The organism is Streptomyces anulatus (assembly GCF_000721175.1).
GTDB classification, from domain to species: Bacteria; Actinomycetota; Actinomycetes; order Streptomycetales; family Streptomycetaceae; genus Streptomyces; species Streptomyces anulatus_C.
Map to the genome: position 1 here is coordinate 113,380 of NZ_JOEZ01000001.1, position 17,928 is coordinate 131,307.

A 17,928-nucleotide genomic window follows, 5' to 3' on the forward strand; every position below is an offset into this window, starting at 1 on the left:
ACGGGGGTGGGCGCACCAGGACCGGCCTGCCCGTCAGGGGCGGGCCCGCCGAGCCCGGGGTTCCGTCCTCAAGCGCCGGACGGGCTGGATTCCCGGGCCCGCCCCCGCACGCCGGGAGGCGGACCCACCGGCCCGAAGGATCCGTCCTCGAACGCCGGACGGGCCGAGCGTGCGCCGCACGGGCCGAGTCCGAAGAAACACGTAGGGAGCCGTACGCATGGACAGCGACATCACCGCCACCGTCACCGCGCCTCAGGGCGGGGAGGGCGATGTGGATGCCGGTGCCTACGAGGTGCTGCGGCGGCGGCTCTCGGCGCAGGCCGGGGAGCTCGTGCGGCGGGCCGAGGCGCTCAACGTACGGCGGACCGGGGAGTTCGGGTCGACCGCGCTGCGGCTGCTTGCCACCGAGCAGGTGCGCACCGAGCGGGCCTCCGTGCCGCGGGACCTCGTCGCCGTGGGCGGGAAGCTGCTCTTCGGGTTCGAGCGGGGGCCGGGGGCCCGTGGTGAGGCCGGGGTCGACGACGTCCTCCTCGTACGGGACTCCGAGGCGGACGGCGATGCGCCGGGGTCGGACGGCACCCTCCTCGACGACGAAGGCTTCCGGCGCGAGTTCTCCTCCCTCCACCGCTACTTCCGCGACGCCCGCCTCCTGCGCCTCCGCCGCGTCAACGGCAAGCTCCTCGCCGTCTTCCGTACGGGCGCGGACGCCGAGGACATCCGGGTCCTGCGGTGGGCCCTCGGGGCGGACGGGTCGCCGGGGGCGTTCCTCGACGCGCAGGGTGAGCGTGACCACGTCTTCCCGCCCTCCCACGACTTCGAGTGGACCGTGGCCGGGCGTGAGGCCCACGTCCCGGGGCGCCATCCGCACATCGCCGTCGGCAAGGGCGGCGGGCTCTTCGTCGACACGCTCGGCGGGACGCTCACCGTCAAGGTCACCGACGACACCGAGTCGCCGGACGGGATCTACGAGGAGCCCGTCGACGAGCCGCTGCAGTCGCTGGCCGACGCCGACGTCGAGTACGCCGAGGCCGGGCCGCTGGTGCTGCTGCGCGTGCGGCCCTACAAGGAGGACGCCTGGCGGCACCTGGTCTTCAACTCGCTGCTCGCGACCGTCCAGCGGCTCGACGGCATCGGGCCCGCGTGCCACCGGCTCCCCGAGGACCAGGGGATCATCTTCCCCGGCGGCTACTACCTCACCACCGGCACCGCGAAGACCTTCGACACCGCCGAGGAGCTGACCGAGCCGGTCTTCGAGGGCGCCGTCCGCTCGCCCAACGGGGAGGACGTGCTCTACGCCTTCCGCTCCCGCGACGGCCTCCGCAGCCTCCTCCTGCCCTACAACCTGATCCGCCAGGAGGTCGCCACCCCGCTCACCGGACGCGGGCACGCGCTGCTCGACGACGGGACGCTGATCCTGCTCCGGGACAACCCGGACGGGCCGGCGCGCGTGCACCCGTTGCAGCGCTGGCAGACGCCGTACGTCTCCGACACCTATGCCGCCGCCCGCCCCGCCGGGACCGGGCCGCTCGCCCGGACCGGCAACGCCGACCTGGTGCGCGGGATCTCCGACTGCCTCGCGCTCGCCCATGGCGTACGGGACATGACGCCGACGACCGCCGTGTACGGGCGGCTCGCCGCCGACTGCGCCCGCGCCCAGGACCGGTACCACTGGCTGTCCGATCCCGAACTGGGCGCGCTCGACGAGCCGTTGCGGGAGCTGCGGGCAACCGCGCAGCAGGTGCTGGCCGAGTTCACCGCCGTACAGGACCTGACCCGGCGGGCCGCCGACGCGCTGGAGGAGACCGCCGGCCGTATCACCGCGCTGGTGCGGCGGGTGCGCGGCGAGGTGCCGGGCTCGGCGTCCGTGTGGGTGGAGCGGCTGACCGAACTCCGCCAGGCGCACGGCCACCTGGCGACGGTCGGCGAGATGCGGTACGCCGACGCCGAGCGGATCGCCGAGCTGTCCGCCCGGACCGAGGACGACATCGCCTCCGCCGCCCAGCGGGCCGTGTCGTTCCTGGCCCGCCAGGACGCGTTCGACGGGTATCACGAGGACATCGCCGGGCTCGTGGCCGACGCGGGGGCGCTGGAGACCGTCCGGGACGCCTCCGCGGTGACCGACCGGCTGGCCGCGATGACGGAGGGGCTGGCCACCGTCACGGACGTGGTCGCCGGCCTGGAGATCGGCGACGCCACCGTGCGCACGTCGATCCTGGAGCGGATCGCCGAGGTGCTGGGCGGCGCGAACCGGGCCCGCGCCACCCTGGAGGCGCGCCGCCGGGAGCTGCTGTCGAAGGAGGGGCGGGCCGAGTTCGCCGCCGAGTTCGCGCTGCTCGGGCAGGCCGTCACGGGCGCGCTGGCAGCGGCCGCGTCGCCGGAGGCATGCGACGACCAACTGGCCCGTCTGCTGCTCCAGTTGGAGAACCTGGAGTCACGATTCGCGGAGTTCGACGACTTCCTCGCCGAGCTGGCCGAGCGCCGCACCGAGGTGTACGAAGCGTTCTCGGCGCGCAAGCAGACCCTCCAGGACGAGCGGGCGCGGCGCGCGGAGCGGCTGGCCGGGTCGGCCGACCGGGTGCTCGACACCATCGCCCGGCGACTGACCTCGCTGGAGGACCTCGACGCCGTCCACACCTACTTCGCCTCCGACCCGATGGTCGCCAAGGTCCGCCGGACCGCCGACGAGCTGCGCGAACTGGGCGACCCCGTACGGGCGGAGGAGCTGGACGGGCGGCTGAAGGCGGCCCGCCAGGAGGCGGGCCGCGCCCTGCGCGACCGCACCGAGCTGTACGCGGACGGCGGCTCCGTGATCAAGCTGGGCCGCCACCGGTTCGCGGTGAACACCCAGCCGTTCGACCTGACCCTCGTGCCCGCCGGGGAGAGCCTCGCCTTCGCGCTGACCGGGACGGACTACCGGGCCCCGGTCACCGACCCGGCGTTCACGGCCGCCCGGCCGTACTGGGAGCAGCTGCTCCCCTCGGAGAACGCCTCCGTCTACCGCGCCGAGCACCTGGCGGCCCGGCTCCTCGACGAGCACGGGGCGAGCCGCCTGGCCTCGCTCGCGGACACCGAACTGACCGCACTGGTACGGGAGTCGGCCGCCGAGGCGTACGACGAGGGGTACACCCGGGGCGTCCACGACGAGGACGCCACCGCGATCCTGGCCGCCCTGCTGCGCCTGCACGCGGGCGCCGGGCTGCTGCGCCACGAGCCCGCCGCGCGGGCGGCCGCCCAGCTGTTCTGGACGTACGGCACCGATGAGGCCCAGCGCACCTCCTGGACCAGGCGCGCGGCCTCCCTGGCCCGCGCCCGCGACACCTTCGGGCTGGCCCCGGCCATCGCGGTGCTCCAGGAGGAGTGGGCGGCGGCGATCGGCTCCCCGTCCCCGTCCGCGCCGGGTCACGCCGTCGCCGCGTACCTCTTCGAGGAACTGACCACCGGGCCCGCCGGGTTCGTCGTGGGCTCCTCGATCCGCGCGTTCCTGGAAGCCTTCCACCGGGCGGCGGGCCCCGACGCGTACGGGGACGACCTCGCCGCCCTCGGCGACGACCTGGCCGCCCGCCGGCAGCTCGTGGAGGGCTGGCTCGCCCCGTACGCCGATGCCACGGGGGCGGAGCTCGGCGACGGCGACCTGGCGGAGGCCGTGGCGGTCGAGCTCTGCCCGGAGCTGGAGCGGTACGCGTGCGACGCGCCGCTCACCGAGCGGCTGGAGGGCCTCCTCGGCGACCACCCGCGCCTCGCGGGCGGCGGGGCCCTCACCGTACGGATCGACGAACTCCTCGCCCGCACCGCCCGGTTCCGCGCGGACACCGTGCCCGGCTTCCGCGCCTACCAGCGGCTGCGCACCTCCCTGGTGACCGCCGAGCGCGGACGGCTGCGGCTGGACGACCACCGGCCGCGCGTGATGTCCGCGTTCGTCCGCAACCGGCTGCTGGACGAGGTGTACCTGCCGCTGATCGGCGACAGCCTGGCCAAGCAGCTCGGCACCGCCGACGCCGACCGGCGCACCGACTCGCAGGGCATGCTGCTGCTCGTCTCACCGCCCGGCTACGGCAAGACGACTCTCATGGAGTACGTCGCGGACCGGCTCGGGATGGTCCTCGTCAAGATCAGCGGGCCGAACCTGGGCCACGACGTGACCTCCCTCGACCCGGACCGGGCCCCGAGCGCCACCGCCCGGCAGGAGATCGAGAAGATCAACTTCGCCCTTGAGGCGGGCAACAACACGCTCCTCTACCTCGACGACATCCAGCACACCTCGCCCGAGCTGCTCCAGAAGTTCATCCCGCTGTGCGACGCCACGCGCCGCATCGAGGGCGTGCGGGACGGCGAGCCGCGCAGCTACGACCTGCGGGGCAAGCGGTTCGCGGTGTGCATGGCGGGCAACCCGTACACCGAGTCCGGCAAGCGGTTCCGGATCCCCGACATGCTCGCCAACCGGGCCGACGTGTGGAACCTCGGCGAGGTCCTCAGCGGCCGGGACGACGTCTTCGCGCTGAGCTTCGTGGAGAACGCGCTGACCGCCAACCCGGTCCTCGCCCCGCTGGCCGCCCGCTCACGGGACGACCTGGCGCTGCTGGTGCGGCTGGCGGGCGGGAGCGATCCGGCCGCACGGGCCGAGCACCTGGAACACCCCTACAGCGCAGCCGAGTTGGACCGTATCCTGGCCGTGCTGCGCCATCTGCTCACGGCCCGGGACACCGTGCTCGCGGTGAACGCGGCGTACATCGCCTCGGCCGCGCAGACGGACGCCACCCGCACCGAACCGCCGTTCCGGCTCCAGGGCTCCTACCGCAACATGAACAAGATCGCCGAGCGGATCGTGCCCGTCATGAACGACGACGAGCTGTCCGCCGTCGTCGAGGACCACTACGCGGGCGAGGCCCAGACGCTCACCACCGGGGCCGAGGCCAACCTGCTGAAGCTGGCCGCCCTGCGCGGCACGCTCACCGCTGAGCAGGCCGAGCGGTGGGCGGCGATCACCGCCTCCTACGTCCGCACGCAGGCGCTCGGGGGGCCGGACGGCGACACTTCCCCAAGCTCTCAGCTGCGTTCGAACAGGGGAGACCCCATCTCCCGGGCGGTGGCCGCGCTCGGACTGCTCGCGGACCGGATCGCGGCGGTGGAGACGGCGATCCAGCGGGCGGCGGACCCCGGGCACCTGCCGGCGGGGCCCCAAGGCCCTCAGGGGCCGGTCGACGACCGGGCCGTTCCCGGCCGCCATGCGAAGATCACAAACTCTCCGCACTGATCGGGAAGACCGAGCCGGAAGGATCACGGCATGCTGGGTTTCGTGCCCCCACTTCCTCAGCAACCGGGACGCCCACCGTCCACCGGCCACATGATCGTCTGCGGCGACGACGCCCTGGCGCGCCGTCTCGCCGTGGAGCTGCGCTACGTCTACGGGGAGCGGGTCACCCTGCTCCTGCCCCCGGGCCGGGACGCGAACGGTCCCGAGACGCCGCTGACCCAACGGGGGCGGGCAGCAGCCCTGTTCGGCCGGATGTCGGCGGCGATGAACCGCGCGGGCAACGGCGGTGGGACCACCGGCGGCGGGCCGGCCGGCGGCAGCGGCGACACCAACGCCGGGGTCGAGGCCGTCCGCATCATGGAGGCGCCCGAGCCCTCCGACGACGTACTGGAGGAGGCGGGCGTCGACCGGGCCGCCGCCCTCGCGCTCGTCTACGACGACGACGAGCGCAACATCCGCGCCGCTCTGACCGCCCGACGCCTCAACCCCCGTCTGCGGCTGGTGATCCGGCTCTACAACCGCAAGCTCGGGCTCCACCTGGAGGAGCTGCTCGACCAGGCGGCGGCCGTCGCCATGCCCGGCATCGACCCGGCGCTGCTGGACGCCTCCACCACCGTCCTGTCCGACGCCGACACCGCCGCCCCGGCCCTCGCCGCCACCGCCCTGACCGGCAGCAGCAAGATCATCCAGGCCGAGGGCCTGCTCCTGCGCGCGGCCGAACGCCCCCCGCCCCGCCCCGGCGAGACGGCCGACCCCGGCCTGTGCACCCTCGCCCTGCTCTCCTCCACCACCAACGACCCGGCGGGCGCGGAGGGTTCGGACAGCAGCGGCGACGAGGCCCCGCAACTGCTGCCCGACGAGAGCGCCGTCGCCGCCGCGGCCGGCCGGGGCACGGTGGTCCTCGAAGCGGTCAGCCGGGCCGACCCGGACCGTCCGGCCACCCGCATGGGCGGCAGGGGCGCCCCGCTCTCCCAGGTCTTCTCCCGCAGGCTTCGCTGGTCGGCCCTCGGCTTCGCGGTCGCCGCGCTCGCCCTGGTGATCGCCTCGCTCCTGACCACCGAGGACACCGCGGTCCACTCCACCTACCTGACCCTGCTCGACCTGCTGGGCATGAACGACCCGGCGGAGGGCGCACCGCCGGCCCGGCAGATCATCCAGCTCCTCTCCGGCATCGCCGGGCTGCTCCTGCTCCCGCTGCTGCTCGCCGCCGTCCTGGAGGCGTTCGGCACCCTGCGCACCGCGTCCTCGCTGCGCCGCCCGCCGCGCGGCCTGTCGGGGCACGTGGTGCTGCTGGGGCTCGGCAAGATCGGTACGCGCGTCCTCGTACGGCTCCGCGAGCTCGACATCCCGGTGGTCGTCGTCGAGGAGGACCCCGAGGCGCGCGGCATCCCGCTGGCCCGCTCGATGCACGTGCCGACCGTCATCGGCGACGTCACCCAGGAAGGCGTCCTCGAAGCGGCCAAGATCCGCCGCGCCCGCGCCCTCCTGGCGCTCACCAGCATCGACACCACGAACCTTGAAGCCACGCTGTACGCCCGCTCGGTGAAGCCGGACCTGAGGGTGGCACTGCGGCTGTTCGACGACGAGTTCGCCACCGCCGTCTACCGCACTCTGCGCACCGCGCACCCCGGGGCCCTGACCCGCTCCCGCTCGGTCTCCCACCTGGCCGCGCCGGCCTTCGCGGGCGCCATGATGGGCCGCCAGATCCTCGGCGCGATCCCGGTCGAGCGCAAGGTCATGCTCTTCGCGGCCCTGGAGGTCGCGGGGCACCCGCAGTTGGAGGGCCGCACGGTCGAGCACGCGTTCCGGGCGGGCGCCTGGCGGGTCCTGGCCATCGACGCCACCCCGCCGGCCGACCGCACCCCGGACCTCGCCGCGATCCCGCCGTACGACCCGCAGGGCGGCGCGACGCCGCCGCCCTCGGGCCTGGTCTGGGACCTGCACCCCGGCTACGTCCTGCGCGCCCAGGACCGGGTGGTGATCGCCGCCACCCGGCGGGGGCTCGCGGAGCTGCTGCGGCGGCAGCGGTCGGTGGTGCCGAGGCGGTAGAGGGCGGCGGCTGCGTGGCCGCCGTTCCGGTTCCGGCGTGCGCGGCCGGCTACCGGAACGCGCCCATCGCCTCCCGCACCTCGTCGAGCGTGGCCGCCGCCAGGGCGTTCGCCCGCTCGTTGCCCGCGCGGAGCACCGACCGCACGTACGGCAGGTCCCTCGCGTACTCGGCCCGCCGGGCCCGGAAGGGGGCCAGGTGGCTGTTGACCGCGTCGGTCACCGTCCGCTTGAGAGCGGCGGCTCCGCCGTCGCCGATCTCCGCCGCGACCTCGTGCGGGTCCCGCTCCAGGCAGAGGGCGGCCAGCAGCACCAGGGAGGAGACGTTGGGGCGGGCGTCGGGGTCATAGGTGATGTGCCGGTCGGCGTCCGTGGTCGCGCCCTTGATGAGGCGGGCCGTCTCGTCGGCGGTGGCGCCGAGCGGGACGGAGTTGGCCCGGCTCTTGCTCATCTTCGTGCCGTCCGTGCCGAGCAGCAGGGGCGCGGCGGAGAGCAGGATGTCCGGTTCCGGGAAGACGTCGCCGTACCGCTCGTTGAAGCGGCGGGCGATCGTCCGGGTCACTTCCAGGTGAGGCACCTGGTCCCGGCCGACCGGGACCAGGTTGCCCTTGCAGGACAGGATGTCGGCGGCCTGGTGCACCGGATAGGTGAGCATCAGCCCGCTGACCGTCGACTGCCGGGAGTGCGCGATCTCGTCCTTGACCGTGGGGTTGCGGTTCAGCTCCGCGACGGAGACGAGGCTGAGGAAGGGCAGCATGAGCTGGTTGAGCGCGGGGACGGCGCTGTGGCAGAAGACGGTGGACCGGGCGGGGTCGATGCCGAGGGCCAGGTAGTCCAGGAGCAGCCCGTCGGTGTACTCCCCCAGGCGCTCCGCGGTGTCGCGGTCGGTGATGACCTGGTAGTCGGGGATGAGGACGATGACGTCCACGCCGAGGTTCTGGAGGCGGACCCGGTTGCGCAGGGAGCCGAAGTAGTGGCCGAGGTGAAGGGCGCCGGTGGGGCGGTCCCCGGTGAGGACCCGGAAGCTGCCGGGGTCCTGGGCGATGCGGCGCTCCAGCTCAGCGCTGCGGAGCTCGGCGGGGGTGACCGAGGCGGGTGCTGTGCCGGGGGCGGCGGGTGCGGTGCTGGTCATGGGGTCTGGTGTCTCCTCGCGTGGTGGATGCGTGGAGGACGGCCCCGCCGGTGCGCCGCTGCGCTTCGTCTCCGTGTCCGCGCCGTACGAGGGTGTCGTACAAGGGCAGCGAAAAGGGCCGTCCATGTCGAACGGCCCTGGTTCCGTGCAGATGCTGTGGCCGCTCCTATGAGGAGCGCCACCAGTTTCGGCACGGGACGGAGGTCATGGCGTAAGTGTACCGGCCACGGGCCCGGCGCGGAGGCGGTCCGCGCTACTTCGGCGCGTGTCCGCCCACGGAGAAGAGAAGCCAGATGAAGCCGGCGAACAGGTGCGTCGCGAAGACATAGACGAAAACGCGCAGGAACACTCCGCGCGCTTTCCACTCCTCGCTGTTGCTCTTCAGCTCGCTCACCTTTCCAGAGTACGCGCGCCGTGAGGGGCCCGGTCGCATGGAACGCGCCCCGCAGGAGCCGTCCCGGCCGCGCGGAATAGGACGGAGGGGGGTCCCGTTGTAGGGTGTAGTTCAACGTTCAACCAAATCGGTCAGGGTCTCCGGATCCCCTGCCGGGACTCAGGAAGGCGAACGTCATGCAGTTCGGGATCTTCACCGTCGGGGACGTCACGACCGACCCGGTCACCGGCCGGACCCCCACCGAGAACGAGCGGATCAAGGCGACCCTGGCCATCGCCCAGAAGGCCGAGGAGGTCGGCCTGGACGTCTTCGCGACCGGCGAGCACCACAACCCGCCGTTCGTCCCGTCCTCCCCGACGACGACCCTCGGCTACATCGCCGCCCGCACCGAGAACCTGATCCTGTCCACCTCCACCACGCTGATCACCACCAACGACCCGGTGAAGATCGCCGAGGACTACGCCACGCTCCAGCACCTCGCGGACGGCCGCGTCGACCTGATGATGGGCCGGGGCAACACCGGGCCGGTCTACCCGTGGTTCGGCAAGGACATCCGCCAGGGCATCCCGATGGCCATCGAGAACTACGCCCTGCTGCACAAGCTGTGGCGCGAGGACGTCGTGGACTGGGAGGGCAAGTTCCGTACGCCGCTCCAGTCCTTCACCGCCACCCCGCGCCCGCTGGACGGTGTCCCGCCGTTCGTCTGGCACGGCTCCATCCGCTCCCCCGAGATCGCCGAGCAGGCCGCGTACTACGGCGACGGCTTCTTCCACAACAACATCTTCTGGCCCATGGAGCACACGGAGAAGATGGTCGCCCTCTACCGGCGCCGCTACGCCCACTACGGGCACGGCACCGCCGAACAGGCCATCGTCGGACTCGGCGGCCAGGTGTTCATGCGCAAGAACTCGCAGGACGCGGTACGGGAGTTCCGCCCGTACTTCGACAGCGCGCCGGTCTACGGCCACGGCCCGTCCCTGGAGGACTTCACCCGTGAGACCCCGCTGACGGTGGGCTCCCCGCAGGAGGTCATCGAGCGGACGCTGACGTTCCGGGACGGGGTCGGCGACTACCAGCGCCAGCTGTTCCTGATGGACCACGCGGGGCTCCCGCTGAAGACGGTCCTGGAGCAGCTCGACATCCTCGGCGAGGAGGTCGTACCGGTGCTGCGCAAGGAGTTCGCCAACCTGCGGCCGGCCGGAGTGCCGGAATCCGCACCCGTCCACCCGGCGGTCGCCGCCGCCCGGGCCTCCGGAAAGGATGCCTGACCCCGATGTTCGCCACCACGCCCCTGCGCGTCGTCGCCGTCTCGGCCGGGCTCGGCCAGCCGTCCTCCACCCGGCTGCTGGCCGACCGGCTGGCCGCCGCCGCGCGCGAACGGCTCGCGGCCGAGCAGGACCGGAACATCGAGGTCCAGGTCGTCGAGCTCCGTGATCTCGCCGTGGACATCGCCCACCACCTGCTCAGCGGCTTCCCCTCCGCCACGCTGCGGGAAGCGATCGACGCGGTGACGGAGGCCGACGGGCTGATCGCCGTGACGCCGGTGTTCACCGCCTCGTACAGCGGTCTGTTCAAGTCGTTCTTCGACCTGATCGACAACACCGCGCTGACCGGCAAGCCCGTCGTGATCGCCGCGACGGGCGGTACGGCCCGGCACTCGCTGGTCCTGGAGCACGCGCTACGCCCGCTCTTCGCCTACCTGCGGGCCGTCACCGTGCCCACCTCCGTCTACGCGGCGTCGGAGGACTGGGGCTCCCCGGGCGACGAGTACACCGAGGGCCTGCCGTCCCGGATCCGGCGCGCCGGCGGCGAGCTGGCCTCCGCGGTCCTGGGCCGTACGGTCTCCGGGGCCTCGCGGACGCCGGGCCTTGACGACGGGGAGGACGCGGTCGTCCCCTTCGAGCAGCAGCTCGCGGACCTGCGGCTGGACTGAGGCCGTGCGGGCGGCCCATGAGCGGGTCACCCGGCCCGCCCACATTGCCGGTTGTGATTACAGTGAGATCGGACGCTTTACCGGGCTGTGCCCGGTCGTACCGAGCTTCACCGAGCTGGAGGCACATACATGGGCAGGATCGTTGTGGGCGTCGACGGATCCGACTCCTCGATCAAGGCACTGCACTGGGCCGTGCGGCAGGCCGAGCTGACCGGCGCCACGGTGGAGGCCGTGAACAGCTGGGAGTACCCTCCCACCAGCTGGGCGTCGATGATGCCGGGCATGCCGGAGGACTTCGACCCGCAGGCCATGGCCACCGTCGCCCTCACCGAGGCGCTGGAGGAGGCCCTCGGCGCCGCGGGAGCCGCCGCCGTCAGCAAGATCGTGGTCATCGGCAATCCGGCCCAGGCCCTGCTGGACCGCGCCCAGGGCGCCGACCTGCTCGTCGTGGGGGCCCGCGGCCACACCGGCTTCAAGGCCACCCTGCTCGGTTCGGTCAGCCTCCACGTCACCCAGCACGCGCCGTGCCCGGTGACGGTCGTCCGCAACTGACAACCCCACCTGCAGCCCCACCCACAACGGCCCCGCGGAGGAACGAGGGGCCGTTGTCAGTGGGTGCTCCTATCGTGTGGTCATGCCCCCCGCTCTCTTCGGGCGCGACCATCCCGCCGGTGTCCTCCGCGCGGAGATCGCCCGGGCCACGGGCAGCCACGGCGTTCTCGTGCTGGTCACCGGCGAGGCCGGGCCGGGACAGGCAGGAGCACCCTCGTCACCGACGCCGCGCACGAGGCGCGGGGCGATCGGTGGTCGGCGGTTCCTGCTGGGAACCCGACAACACCCCCGGCTACTGGCCCTGGGTGCAGGTCCCGCGCGGCCTGCGCCGGTCCGCCGGCGGCGGCGCAGGCGTCGGACGGTCGGCTCGCCGTGCTCCTCGGTGACCCGGTCGAAGTCGCCGTGGGCGGAGCGGACGGTCCGGGGCCCGGCAGGTTTCCGGCTCCGGCGCGGTCCCGGAAGCCACCGGGAGCCCGGGTCCCGACGGGACGCACGACGTAGGGCCCGGCACGGAAACGGGCACGAGTCCGCCGGGCGGCGGCTGGCAGGGCAGCGCCCCGCCCGGCATCTCGCAGCGCAGCGGCTCGCAGGCCGGCGGTCCGCAGGGCAGCAGCTCACCGGAGGGCGCCGAGGCCTTCGGGCTCTTCGACGCGGTGACCACGGCCCTCGTCACGGTCTCCCGGAGCCGGCCGCTGGTGGTCGTCCTCGACGACGACGTCAGCGACGGCACATGCCACGTTGTCGGGTCCGCCCGCCTCTCGGGCCAGGCCGGCCAACCGGCGTACGGCCTCATCCGGGTCGTCCGCAGCGATGACCGCCGCCCTGAGGACCGCCTCGTCCACCACCGCCGACAGACCGTCCGAGCAGAGCAGATAGCGGTCCCCGGCCATCACCTCCTGCAAGCGGACGTCGGGGCGGCACGCCACGGCCACCGGGGCGGACCGCGCCTCGCCGACCAGGGCCTTCAGCAGCAGTGCGGGCCCCGGGTGAGAGGCGGCCTCCTCCGGGCCCAGCGAACCGTCGTCGACCATCGACTGGACCAGGCTGTGGTCGTGCGTGATCCGGAACAGTTCCCCGCCCCGCAGCAGATAGGCCCGCGAGTCCCCGATGTGCACGAGCCCGAGCCGCGATCCGGTCCACAGCATCGCGGTGAGCGTGGTCCCCGAACCGTCCGGGGCCGCACAGGGCGCGACCGCGGCCCGGACCGCCCGCGACGCGGAATCCGCCGTGTCCTCCAGGGCGTTCAGCAGATCCGCGGCGGACAGCCCACCGTGCTGGGCACCCCACGCGCGGGGCCTGAGAGCCTCGATCGCCGCAGCACTCGCCTCGGCCCCGCCCTCCCCGAAACCGTCGGCGACCGCCAGCATCCAGGGCCCCGCGAACGCCGCGTCCTGATTCGCCGTACGCACGGCACCGGTATCGGTCAGCGCCGCACACCGGATCGCGAGCCGCACTGCCCCCGGCCCCTCCGACAGCCCGGGCCCGCCTGGCACCCGTCCGTTATCCGTGCCCCCCGTGTTCCCCGTGCCCCCCGTGTCCCTCGTGTCCCCCGTGCTTCCCGTGTTTCCCGGTATCCGCGACATGGCCCCGCCTTCCGCTGACAGATGGTCGACGAGGTACATCGCCAGATCGCGCCGGGCCGCCGTCTCGGCCTCCACCCGCGCCCAGTAGGCCCGGATCTCCACGGCCGCGGCACCCGCGTCGAGCGCCACGACCCGGCCGATCCGGCTCAGCGGCATGCCGATCCTGCGCAGCCACGCCACGAGCCGGGCCCCTTCCACCTGCGCCGGGTCGTAGTACCGGTAGCCGTTCACCGGATCGACCAGGGCGGGCCGGAGCAGACCCAGCTCGTCGTAGCGCCGGAGCGCCTTGGCGGAGAGCCGGGACAACCGGGCGAACTCCCCGATCGTCACCAGCCCCCCGCTCGCGGCGCCCACCCCGCGGCCTTCGCGTTCCACCCCGTACCTCCTCGTACCGGGCGCTTCCCGCCAGGCCCCACCGATGCTGGGGCTTCCCCCGCGGGGAAGGTCAAGGATGCACGGGGCGGATACGTCCCCGACGCCCGCGGCAAGTACCTCCGCCGTCGGACACCGGTCCGTCACTTCCGGTTGTAGAGCCGCATCGTCACCACGCCGAAGACCACCAGGAGCACCCCGGACCAGCCCAGCGTCCAGGCGATGGCGGTGGCCGGCCAGTTGCCCTCCATCAGCTCACGCACCGCCGTGGCGAGGTGGGTGACCGGGCTGTTGTTCACGAAGGCCTGGAGCCAGCCCGGCATCGTCTTCGGGTCGACGAAGACATTGCTGAGGAACGTCAGCGGGAAGATCACCATCATGCTGACGCCCATCACCGACTTCTCGGAGCGCAGCAGCAGCCCGAACATCGTCCAGATCCAGGAGAACGCGAACGAGAACACGACCAGCAGAGCGACGCCGGCCAGCACGCCGAGCACACCGCCGGCCGGGCGGAACCCGATGATCATGCCGACGGCGAGCATCACCGCCGACGCCAGCAGATAGCGCAGGACGTCGCCGAGGAGATAGCCGACCATCGGAGCGGGCCGCCAGATCGGCAGCGTGCGGAACCGGTCGAAGACACCCTTGGCGATGTCCGTGTTCACCGCGATACCCGTGTACATCGTGATCATCACGACGCTCATCACCATGATGCCGGGCAGCAGGAACTGGATGTACTCCTGCGTGGAGCCGGCCAGCGCCCCTCCGAAGAGGTACGTGTACATCAGGACCAGCATGATCGGGAAAGCCGTCACATCGAAGAGCTGTTCCGGCACGTGCTTGATCTTCAGCATGGCGCGCCAGCCGAAGGTCACCGATGCCGACAGGGCGCTGGGCCTCGGCGGGCGGTCCTGGCCCACCAGGAGCTGCGAGAGGCGTTCCTTGTCCGGCGCGGCGAACGCGACGTCCGCCAGCTCCGTCTTGGCGGTCACGGTGCTCATGCCGCCACTCCCTTCTTGTCCGTGAGTGCGAGGAAGACCTCGTCGAGGCTGGGCTGTCCCAGCGAGAAGTTGTCGACCGTGATGCCGCACCGGGCCAGCTCGGCCAGAGCGCGCCCGGCCTGTTCCGCCGCGCCCTGCTCGGTGCTCCGTGCGTCGATCCGGGCGGTCAGCGCCACCGGGTCCGCGTCCAGCTGGACCTCCGCGTTCAGCGCGAGCGCCAGCACCCGCTGTGCCTCGGCCCGCTGATCGCCGTCCCGCAGCCGCAGATGGACGGTGCCGGAGCCGACGGAGGCCTTGAGCTCGCCCTTGGTTCCCTCGGCGATGACCTTGCCGTGGTCGATCACCGCGATGCGGGAGGCCAGCTGGTCCGCCTCGTCCAGATACTGCGTGGTCAGCAGGACCGTGGTGCCGTGGGCGACGACCGCCCGCACGACGTCCCACACCTGGTTGCGGCTGCGGGGGTCGAGTCCGGTGGTCGGCTCGTCCAGGAACAGCACGTCCGGCGTGTTCAGGATGGACGCGGCGATGTCGATGCGCCGCCGCATGCCTCCCGAGAAGTTCTTCACCTGCTTGTCCGCCGCCTCGGTCAGCCCGAACCCTTCGAGCAGCTGGGCCGCCCGGTCGCGGGCCGCCGGCTTGGTGTGCCCGAGCAGCCGGCCGAGCAGGACGAGGTTCTCCGAGCCGGTCAGGTCCTCGTCCACCGAGGCGTACTGCCCGGTCAGGCTGACCCGGCTGCGGACCGCGTCGGCGTCCTTCACGACGTCCTTGCCGAACACCCGGGCCGTGCCGCCGTCAGGCCGCAGCAAGGTCGCGAGCATGCGGACGGCGGTGGTCTTGCCGGCGCCGTTGGGTCCGAGGACGCCGTAGACGGTGCCGGTGGGGACGGCGAGGTCGATGCCGTCCACCGCACGGTTGTCGCCGAAGACCTTCACCAGCCCCGTGGTCTCGATGGCCAGTTCAGTGCTCATGATCCATTTCCTTGTGGGTCGTCGGTGGGGCGAGCTCCAGCTCGCTCCGGTCCTGGGCCCGCTCCATGAACCAGCGGCCGACCGCATCGCCGACACGGCCTTCACGGGTGCTGCCGATGATCACCGCGACGCAGCGGAAGGCTGCTTCCCGCGCCCGGCACCGCCATCGTCGTCATCGCTCGCTCCTCCTCCCGCCTCCTCCGCCGCTTCCCGGCTCTCCCGTCCGGGGCCGGGCCGTTCCGCTTGCTCACCTCTTGGGCGCCAGACGCGGGGGCGCGGCCGCCAGACTGAATCTGGCGGCCGCGCACACGGCCGGAGGAGCACGGACGCCGGTCCCGGAGCCGGGCCCGGACGCGCACGGGCTTCACGTCTCCCGCGTGTAGAAGAAGTAGAACGAGACGCAGAGGACGCCCGCCCCGACCGCCAGCCCCAGAGCGGTCGACCGCAGCACGCTGGTGTCGGTGAGGCTCACCAGGAAGCCGATCGCGCACGCCGTCAGCGCACCGTACGCGGCTGCCCGCAGCTCGCGCGGAAGCGAGCGCTGGATCCGGCCCAGCGCGAAGCAGAGGGCCGCCAGAGCGGCACCGGCGACGAGCCCGAGCAGGACCTGCCCGCCGGTGCTGGGGCCGCCGTCGCGACGGATGAACGCCGCGTAGAAGCCGTAGATCACACCGAGCACCAGAGGCAGAGCCCAGGCGAGCGGAGTGTGGTGGCGGGTTCGCGCATGCGCGCGGGTGCCCCTTCGGCCGGGCATGGCTGCGTGTGTGGCCATCGCGGACAGCTCCTTCCGTCGCCCCGTAGCACGGCCCCGTCCCTCCAGGGCACACCCGACCGCGCCGCCCGGCAACTCGAATGGCGTACGGCCCGGAGCGGCCCGGCTCCGTAAGGGATTCCCTGGAGGAGTGCGGACCTCTCCCTCTCCCTCGGCGATCTCGGCGACCTCGGCGGCCTTCTCGGCGCTCCTGCTCGTCCTGCTCGCCGTCCTCGTGCCGTTCAGTGCGCTCTCCGCCTGGGTCGACCTGGAGATCGACGACACCGACCGGTACGTCGCCGCCGTGTCCCCGCTCTCCTCCGACCCCGCGGTGCGGAACACCGTCGCGGACCTGGTCACCGAGGAGGCGATGCGGCAGATCGATCTCGGCCCGCTCCAGGACACGGTCCGGGAGTTCCTGCACGGGTCCGCGCAGTCCTTCACCACGACCGAGGCCTTCCGGAACGCCTGGGACACCGCGAACAGGGCCGCCCACAAGGCCGTGGCGGCCGCCCTCGACGGCGACAGCGGAGAGCCCGTGACCATCGATCTGGCCCCGGTGATCGACCAGGTCAAGCAGGACCTGGTCCGCGACGGGGTGCCCTTCGCGGACCTGATCCCGGTCGAGCGGACGGAGATCACCGTGCTCGGCCCCGGTCAGGCCGATGACCTCCGGAGCTCGTTCCGGTGGCTTCGCTACTGCAGCATCTGGCCGGCGGTCGCCACGCTGGTCCTGCTCGTCCTGGTGGTGGGCATCGCGACGGTACGGCGCGGGCTACGGGCCGGGCTGTGGGCCACCGCGATCGTGGGTGCCGGCTTCGTGCTCGGAGCGGTCGTGCTCCGGGTGCTGGTCGCGACCGGCCGCAGTCGGGTGCTGGACGAGGTGCCGGGCAGCGACCGGGACGCGGCCACGGCGGTGTTCGACGCCCTGACCGCCTCGCTGCGGACCACGGTGTGGGTGGTGCTGGCGGTCGGTGCGGTCCTGCTCGTGGGAGCGGTGGCGGCCCGGGTGCTCCTGCGGAACAAGAGGTCCCCGGCCGACGTGCGATGAGGCGGTGCGCGGACGAGAGTGGGATCCGTGGCCGCCAACGAGCGACGACCGCCACCGAACGACCGAACGACCCGAAAGAGGTGTCATGGCCGACCACGACATCTTCGAGAACATCGACGACCTGGTCTCCGAGGAGCGCGACCTGCGCGACCGCTCCGTGGCGAAGATGGGCCTGTCCACGGACGAGGAGGCCCGGCTGCGGGAGGTGGAGGTCCAGCTCGACCAGTACTGGGACCTGCTGCGCCGACGGCGGGCGCTCAGCGAGTACGGCGAGGACCCCTCGACGGCGAAGGTCCGTCCCGCCGACGAGGTGGAGGGCTACCAGAGTTGATCAGGGCTGATCAGGGGCTGAACCAGGGCTCATCAAGGCCTGCGGACTGTCTGCGCGGCAGGCCGGCCCGGTGTTTCACGTGAAACACCGGGCCGCCGCTGACTCAGCTCTCCGGCGGGCGCCCCTGAAGACGTTCCATCTCCCGGCGGTCGCGCTTGGTCGGACGACCCGTGCCCCGGTCCCGCACGGGGACCTGGATCGCGAGCTCGCGGGGCGGCGGGGGCGGGCTGTTGTCGACGAAGCACTCCGCCGCCACCGGCGGGCCGACCCGCTTCTTCACGATCTTCGAGACGACGACCACCCGGTCCCGCCCCGCGTGCCGGAGCCGCACCTCGTCGCCGACGCGCACGGCCTGTGCGGGTTTGGCCCGCTCGCCGCCGACCTTCACATGTCCTGCCCGGCAGGCGGCGGCCGCCTGGGCGCGGGTCTTCGTCAGCCGGACCGACCAGATCCACACGTCGATCCGGACGCTTCCTTCCGCCTGCGGTGCGTCACCGGAAACCATGGGTCCGACTGTAATGCGGACCGGGTGGCAGGCGGGAAGCAATAACGCCTCCCGCCCA

General features: G+C 72.8%; 14 protein-coding genes and 2 pseudogenes. 8 read left to right on the forward strand and 8 right to left on the reverse strand.

What is annotated here, in order from left to right:
- Positions 1-217 precede the first annotated feature (217 nt).
- Both IG90_RS0100530 and IG90_RS0100535 read left to right on the forward strand, forming a co-directional pair.
- Complete coding sequence (locus IG90_RS0100530) at positions 218-5,251, forward strand: DNA repair ATPase (protein ID WP_030575739.1); 5,034 nt, start codon at positions 218-220, stop codon at positions 5,249-5,251.
- 30 nt (positions 5,252-5,281) lie between these two features.
- Positions 5,282-7,300, forward strand: coding sequence for an NAD-binding protein (locus tag IG90_RS0100535; protein WP_030575742.1), 2,019 nt, complete (start codon positions 5,282-5,284; stop codon positions 7,298-7,300).
- Positions 7,301-7,349: 49 nt separating this feature from the next.
- Here IG90_RS0100535 and trpS read toward each other — a convergent pair whose 3' ends face one another.
- Positions 7,350-8,429: a tryptophan--tRNA ligase gene (gene trpS / locus IG90_RS0100540; RefSeq protein ID WP_030575744.1), complete on the reverse strand. Its 1,080-nt coding sequence runs from the start codon at positions 8,427-8,429 to the stop codon at positions 7,350-7,352.
- 253 nt (positions 8,430-8,682) lie between these two features.
- The gene (locus IG90_RS40540; RefSeq protein ID WP_233435851.1) at positions 8,683-8,823 is read right to left on the reverse strand and encodes a DUF6126 family protein; all 141 of its coding nucleotides are present in this window, start codon (positions 8,821-8,823) and stop codon (positions 8,683-8,685) included.
- Between the two features lie 176 nt (positions 8,824-8,999).
- Between IG90_RS40540 and IG90_RS0100550 the strand changes: the two genes are divergently transcribed.
- The 4 genes and pseudogenes from IG90_RS0100550 to IG90_RS45430 all read left to right on the forward strand — a co-directional run.
- Positions 9,000-10,091 (forward strand): LLM class flavin-dependent oxidoreductase, encoded by a 1,092-nt coding sequence (locus IG90_RS0100550; RefSeq protein WP_030575746.1) that lies wholly within the window; start codon positions 9,000-9,002, stop codon positions 10,089-10,091.
- Positions 10,092-10,096: 5 nt separating this feature from the next.
- Positions 10,097-10,756, forward strand: a complete 660-nt coding sequence (locus IG90_RS0100555; RefSeq protein ID WP_030575747.1) for a CE1759 family FMN reductase — start codon at positions 10,097-10,099, stop codon at positions 10,754-10,756.
- A gap of 129 nt (positions 10,757-10,885) precedes the next feature.
- Positions 10,886-11,308 (forward strand): universal stress protein, encoded by a 423-nt coding sequence (locus IG90_RS0100560; protein ID WP_030575749.1) that lies wholly within the window; start codon positions 10,886-10,888, stop codon positions 11,306-11,308.
- A gap of 82 nt (positions 11,309-11,390) precedes the next feature.
- Positions 11,391-12,021, forward strand: a pseudogene (locus IG90_RS45430) (AAA family ATPase); the annotation flags it as partial.
- On the opposite strand, the gene IG90_RS0100565 reads toward IG90_RS45430, so the two are convergent.
- From IG90_RS0100565 to IG90_RS0100585, 5 genes and pseudogenes are all read right to left on the reverse strand, one after another.
- On the reverse strand, positions 11,923-13,266 hold the full coding sequence (locus IG90_RS0100565) for a MerR family transcriptional regulator (protein ID WP_233435852.1): 1,344 nt from the start codon (positions 13,264-13,266) through the stop codon (positions 11,923-11,925). The pseudogene IG90_RS45430 and the gene IG90_RS0100565 overlap by 99 nt on opposite strands.
- 140 nt (positions 13,267-13,406) lie before the next feature.
- Entirely contained in the window at positions 13,407-14,264 is an 858-nt protein-coding gene (locus IG90_RS0100570; RefSeq protein ID WP_030575753.1) for an ABC transporter permease, read from the reverse strand.
- On the reverse strand, positions 14,261-15,232 hold the full coding sequence (locus tag IG90_RS0100575) for a daunorubicin resistance protein DrrA family ABC transporter ATP-binding protein (RefSeq protein ID WP_030575755.1): 972 nt from the start codon (positions 15,230-15,232) through the stop codon (positions 14,261-14,263). The genes IG90_RS0100570 and IG90_RS0100575 overlap by 4 nt, the downstream gene beginning before the upstream one ends.
- Before the next feature lie 28 nt (positions 15,233-15,260).
- Positions 15,261-15,362: pseudogene (locus IG90_RS43230) on the reverse strand (NADPH-dependent oxidoreductase); the annotation flags it as partial.
- Positions 15,363-15,596: 234 nt separating this feature from the next.
- A complete protein-coding gene (locus tag IG90_RS0100585; RefSeq protein ID WP_030575757.1) occupies positions 15,597-16,004 on the reverse strand; it encodes a hypothetical protein in 408 nt (135 codons plus the stop codon).
- A 130-nt stretch (positions 16,005-16,134) separates the two neighbouring features.
- On the opposite strand from IG90_RS0100585, the gene IG90_RS0100590 reads away from it, so the two are divergent.
- Positions 16,135-17,034 carry a hypothetical protein gene (locus tag IG90_RS0100590; RefSeq protein ID WP_030575759.1) on the forward strand — a complete coding sequence of 300 codons (900 nt, stop codon included), beginning with the start codon at positions 16,135-16,137 and terminating at the stop codon, positions 17,032-17,034.
- An 85-nt stretch (positions 17,035-17,119) separates the two neighbouring features.
- Positions 17,120-17,365 carry a DUF2630 family protein gene (locus IG90_RS0100595; RefSeq protein ID WP_030575761.1) on the forward strand — a complete coding sequence of 82 codons (246 nt, stop codon included), beginning with the start codon at positions 17,120-17,122 and terminating at the stop codon, positions 17,363-17,365.
- A gap of 103 nt (positions 17,366-17,468) precedes the next feature.
- Here the strand turns inward: IG90_RS0100595 and IG90_RS0100600 are convergent, their stop codons facing one another.
- Positions 17,469-17,870 carry an RNA-binding S4 domain-containing protein gene (locus IG90_RS0100600; RefSeq protein ID WP_030575763.1) on the reverse strand — a complete coding sequence of 134 codons (402 nt, stop codon included), beginning with the start codon at positions 17,868-17,870 and terminating at the stop codon, positions 17,469-17,471.
- Positions 17,871-17,928 lie beyond the last annotated feature (58 nt).

What these genes read in the sequence shown, in the direction of transcription:
- IG90_RS0100530 (WP_030575739.1), top strand. Translation starts at nt 218, where the DNA reads ATGGACAGCGACATCACCGCCACCGTCACCGCGCCTCAGGGCGGGGAG.
- IG90_RS0100535 (WP_030575742.1), top strand. Translation starts at nt 5,282, where the DNA reads ATGCTGGGTTTCGTGCCCCCACTTCCTCAGCAACCGGGACGCCCACCG.
- trpS (WP_030575744.1), bottom strand. Translation starts at nt 8,429, where the DNA reads ATGACCAGCACCGCACCCGCCGCCCCCGGCACAGCACCCGCCTCGGTC.
- IG90_RS0100550 (WP_030575746.1), top strand. Translation starts at nt 9,000, where the DNA reads ATGCAGTTCGGGATCTTCACCGTCGGGGACGTCACGACCGACCCGGTC.
- IG90_RS0100555 (WP_030575747.1), top strand. Translation starts at nt 10,097, where the DNA reads ATGTTCGCCACCACGCCCCTGCGCGTCGTCGCCGTCTCGGCCGGGCTC.
- IG90_RS0100560 (WP_030575749.1), top strand. Translation starts at nt 10,886, where the DNA reads ATGGGCAGGATCGTTGTGGGCGTCGACGGATCCGACTCCTCGATCAAG.
- IG90_RS0100570 (WP_030575753.1), bottom strand. Translation starts at nt 14,264, where the DNA reads ATGAGCACCGTGACCGCCAAGACGGAGCTGGCGGACGTCGCGTTCGCC.
- IG90_RS0100575 (WP_030575755.1), bottom strand. Translation starts at nt 15,232, where the DNA reads ATGAGCACTGAACTGGCCATCGAGACCACGGGGCTGGTGAAGGTCTTC.
- IG90_RS0100585 (WP_030575757.1), bottom strand. Translation starts at nt 16,004, where the DNA reads ATGGCCACACACGCAGCCATGCCCGGCCGAAGGGGCACCCGCGCGCAT.
- IG90_RS0100595 (WP_030575761.1), top strand. Translation starts at nt 17,120, where the DNA reads ATGGCCGACCACGACATCTTCGAGAACATCGACGACCTGGTCTCCGAG.
- IG90_RS0100600 (WP_030575763.1), bottom strand. Translation starts at nt 17,870, where the DNA reads ATGGTTTCCGGTGACGCACCGCAGGCGGAAGGAAGCGTCCGGATCGAC.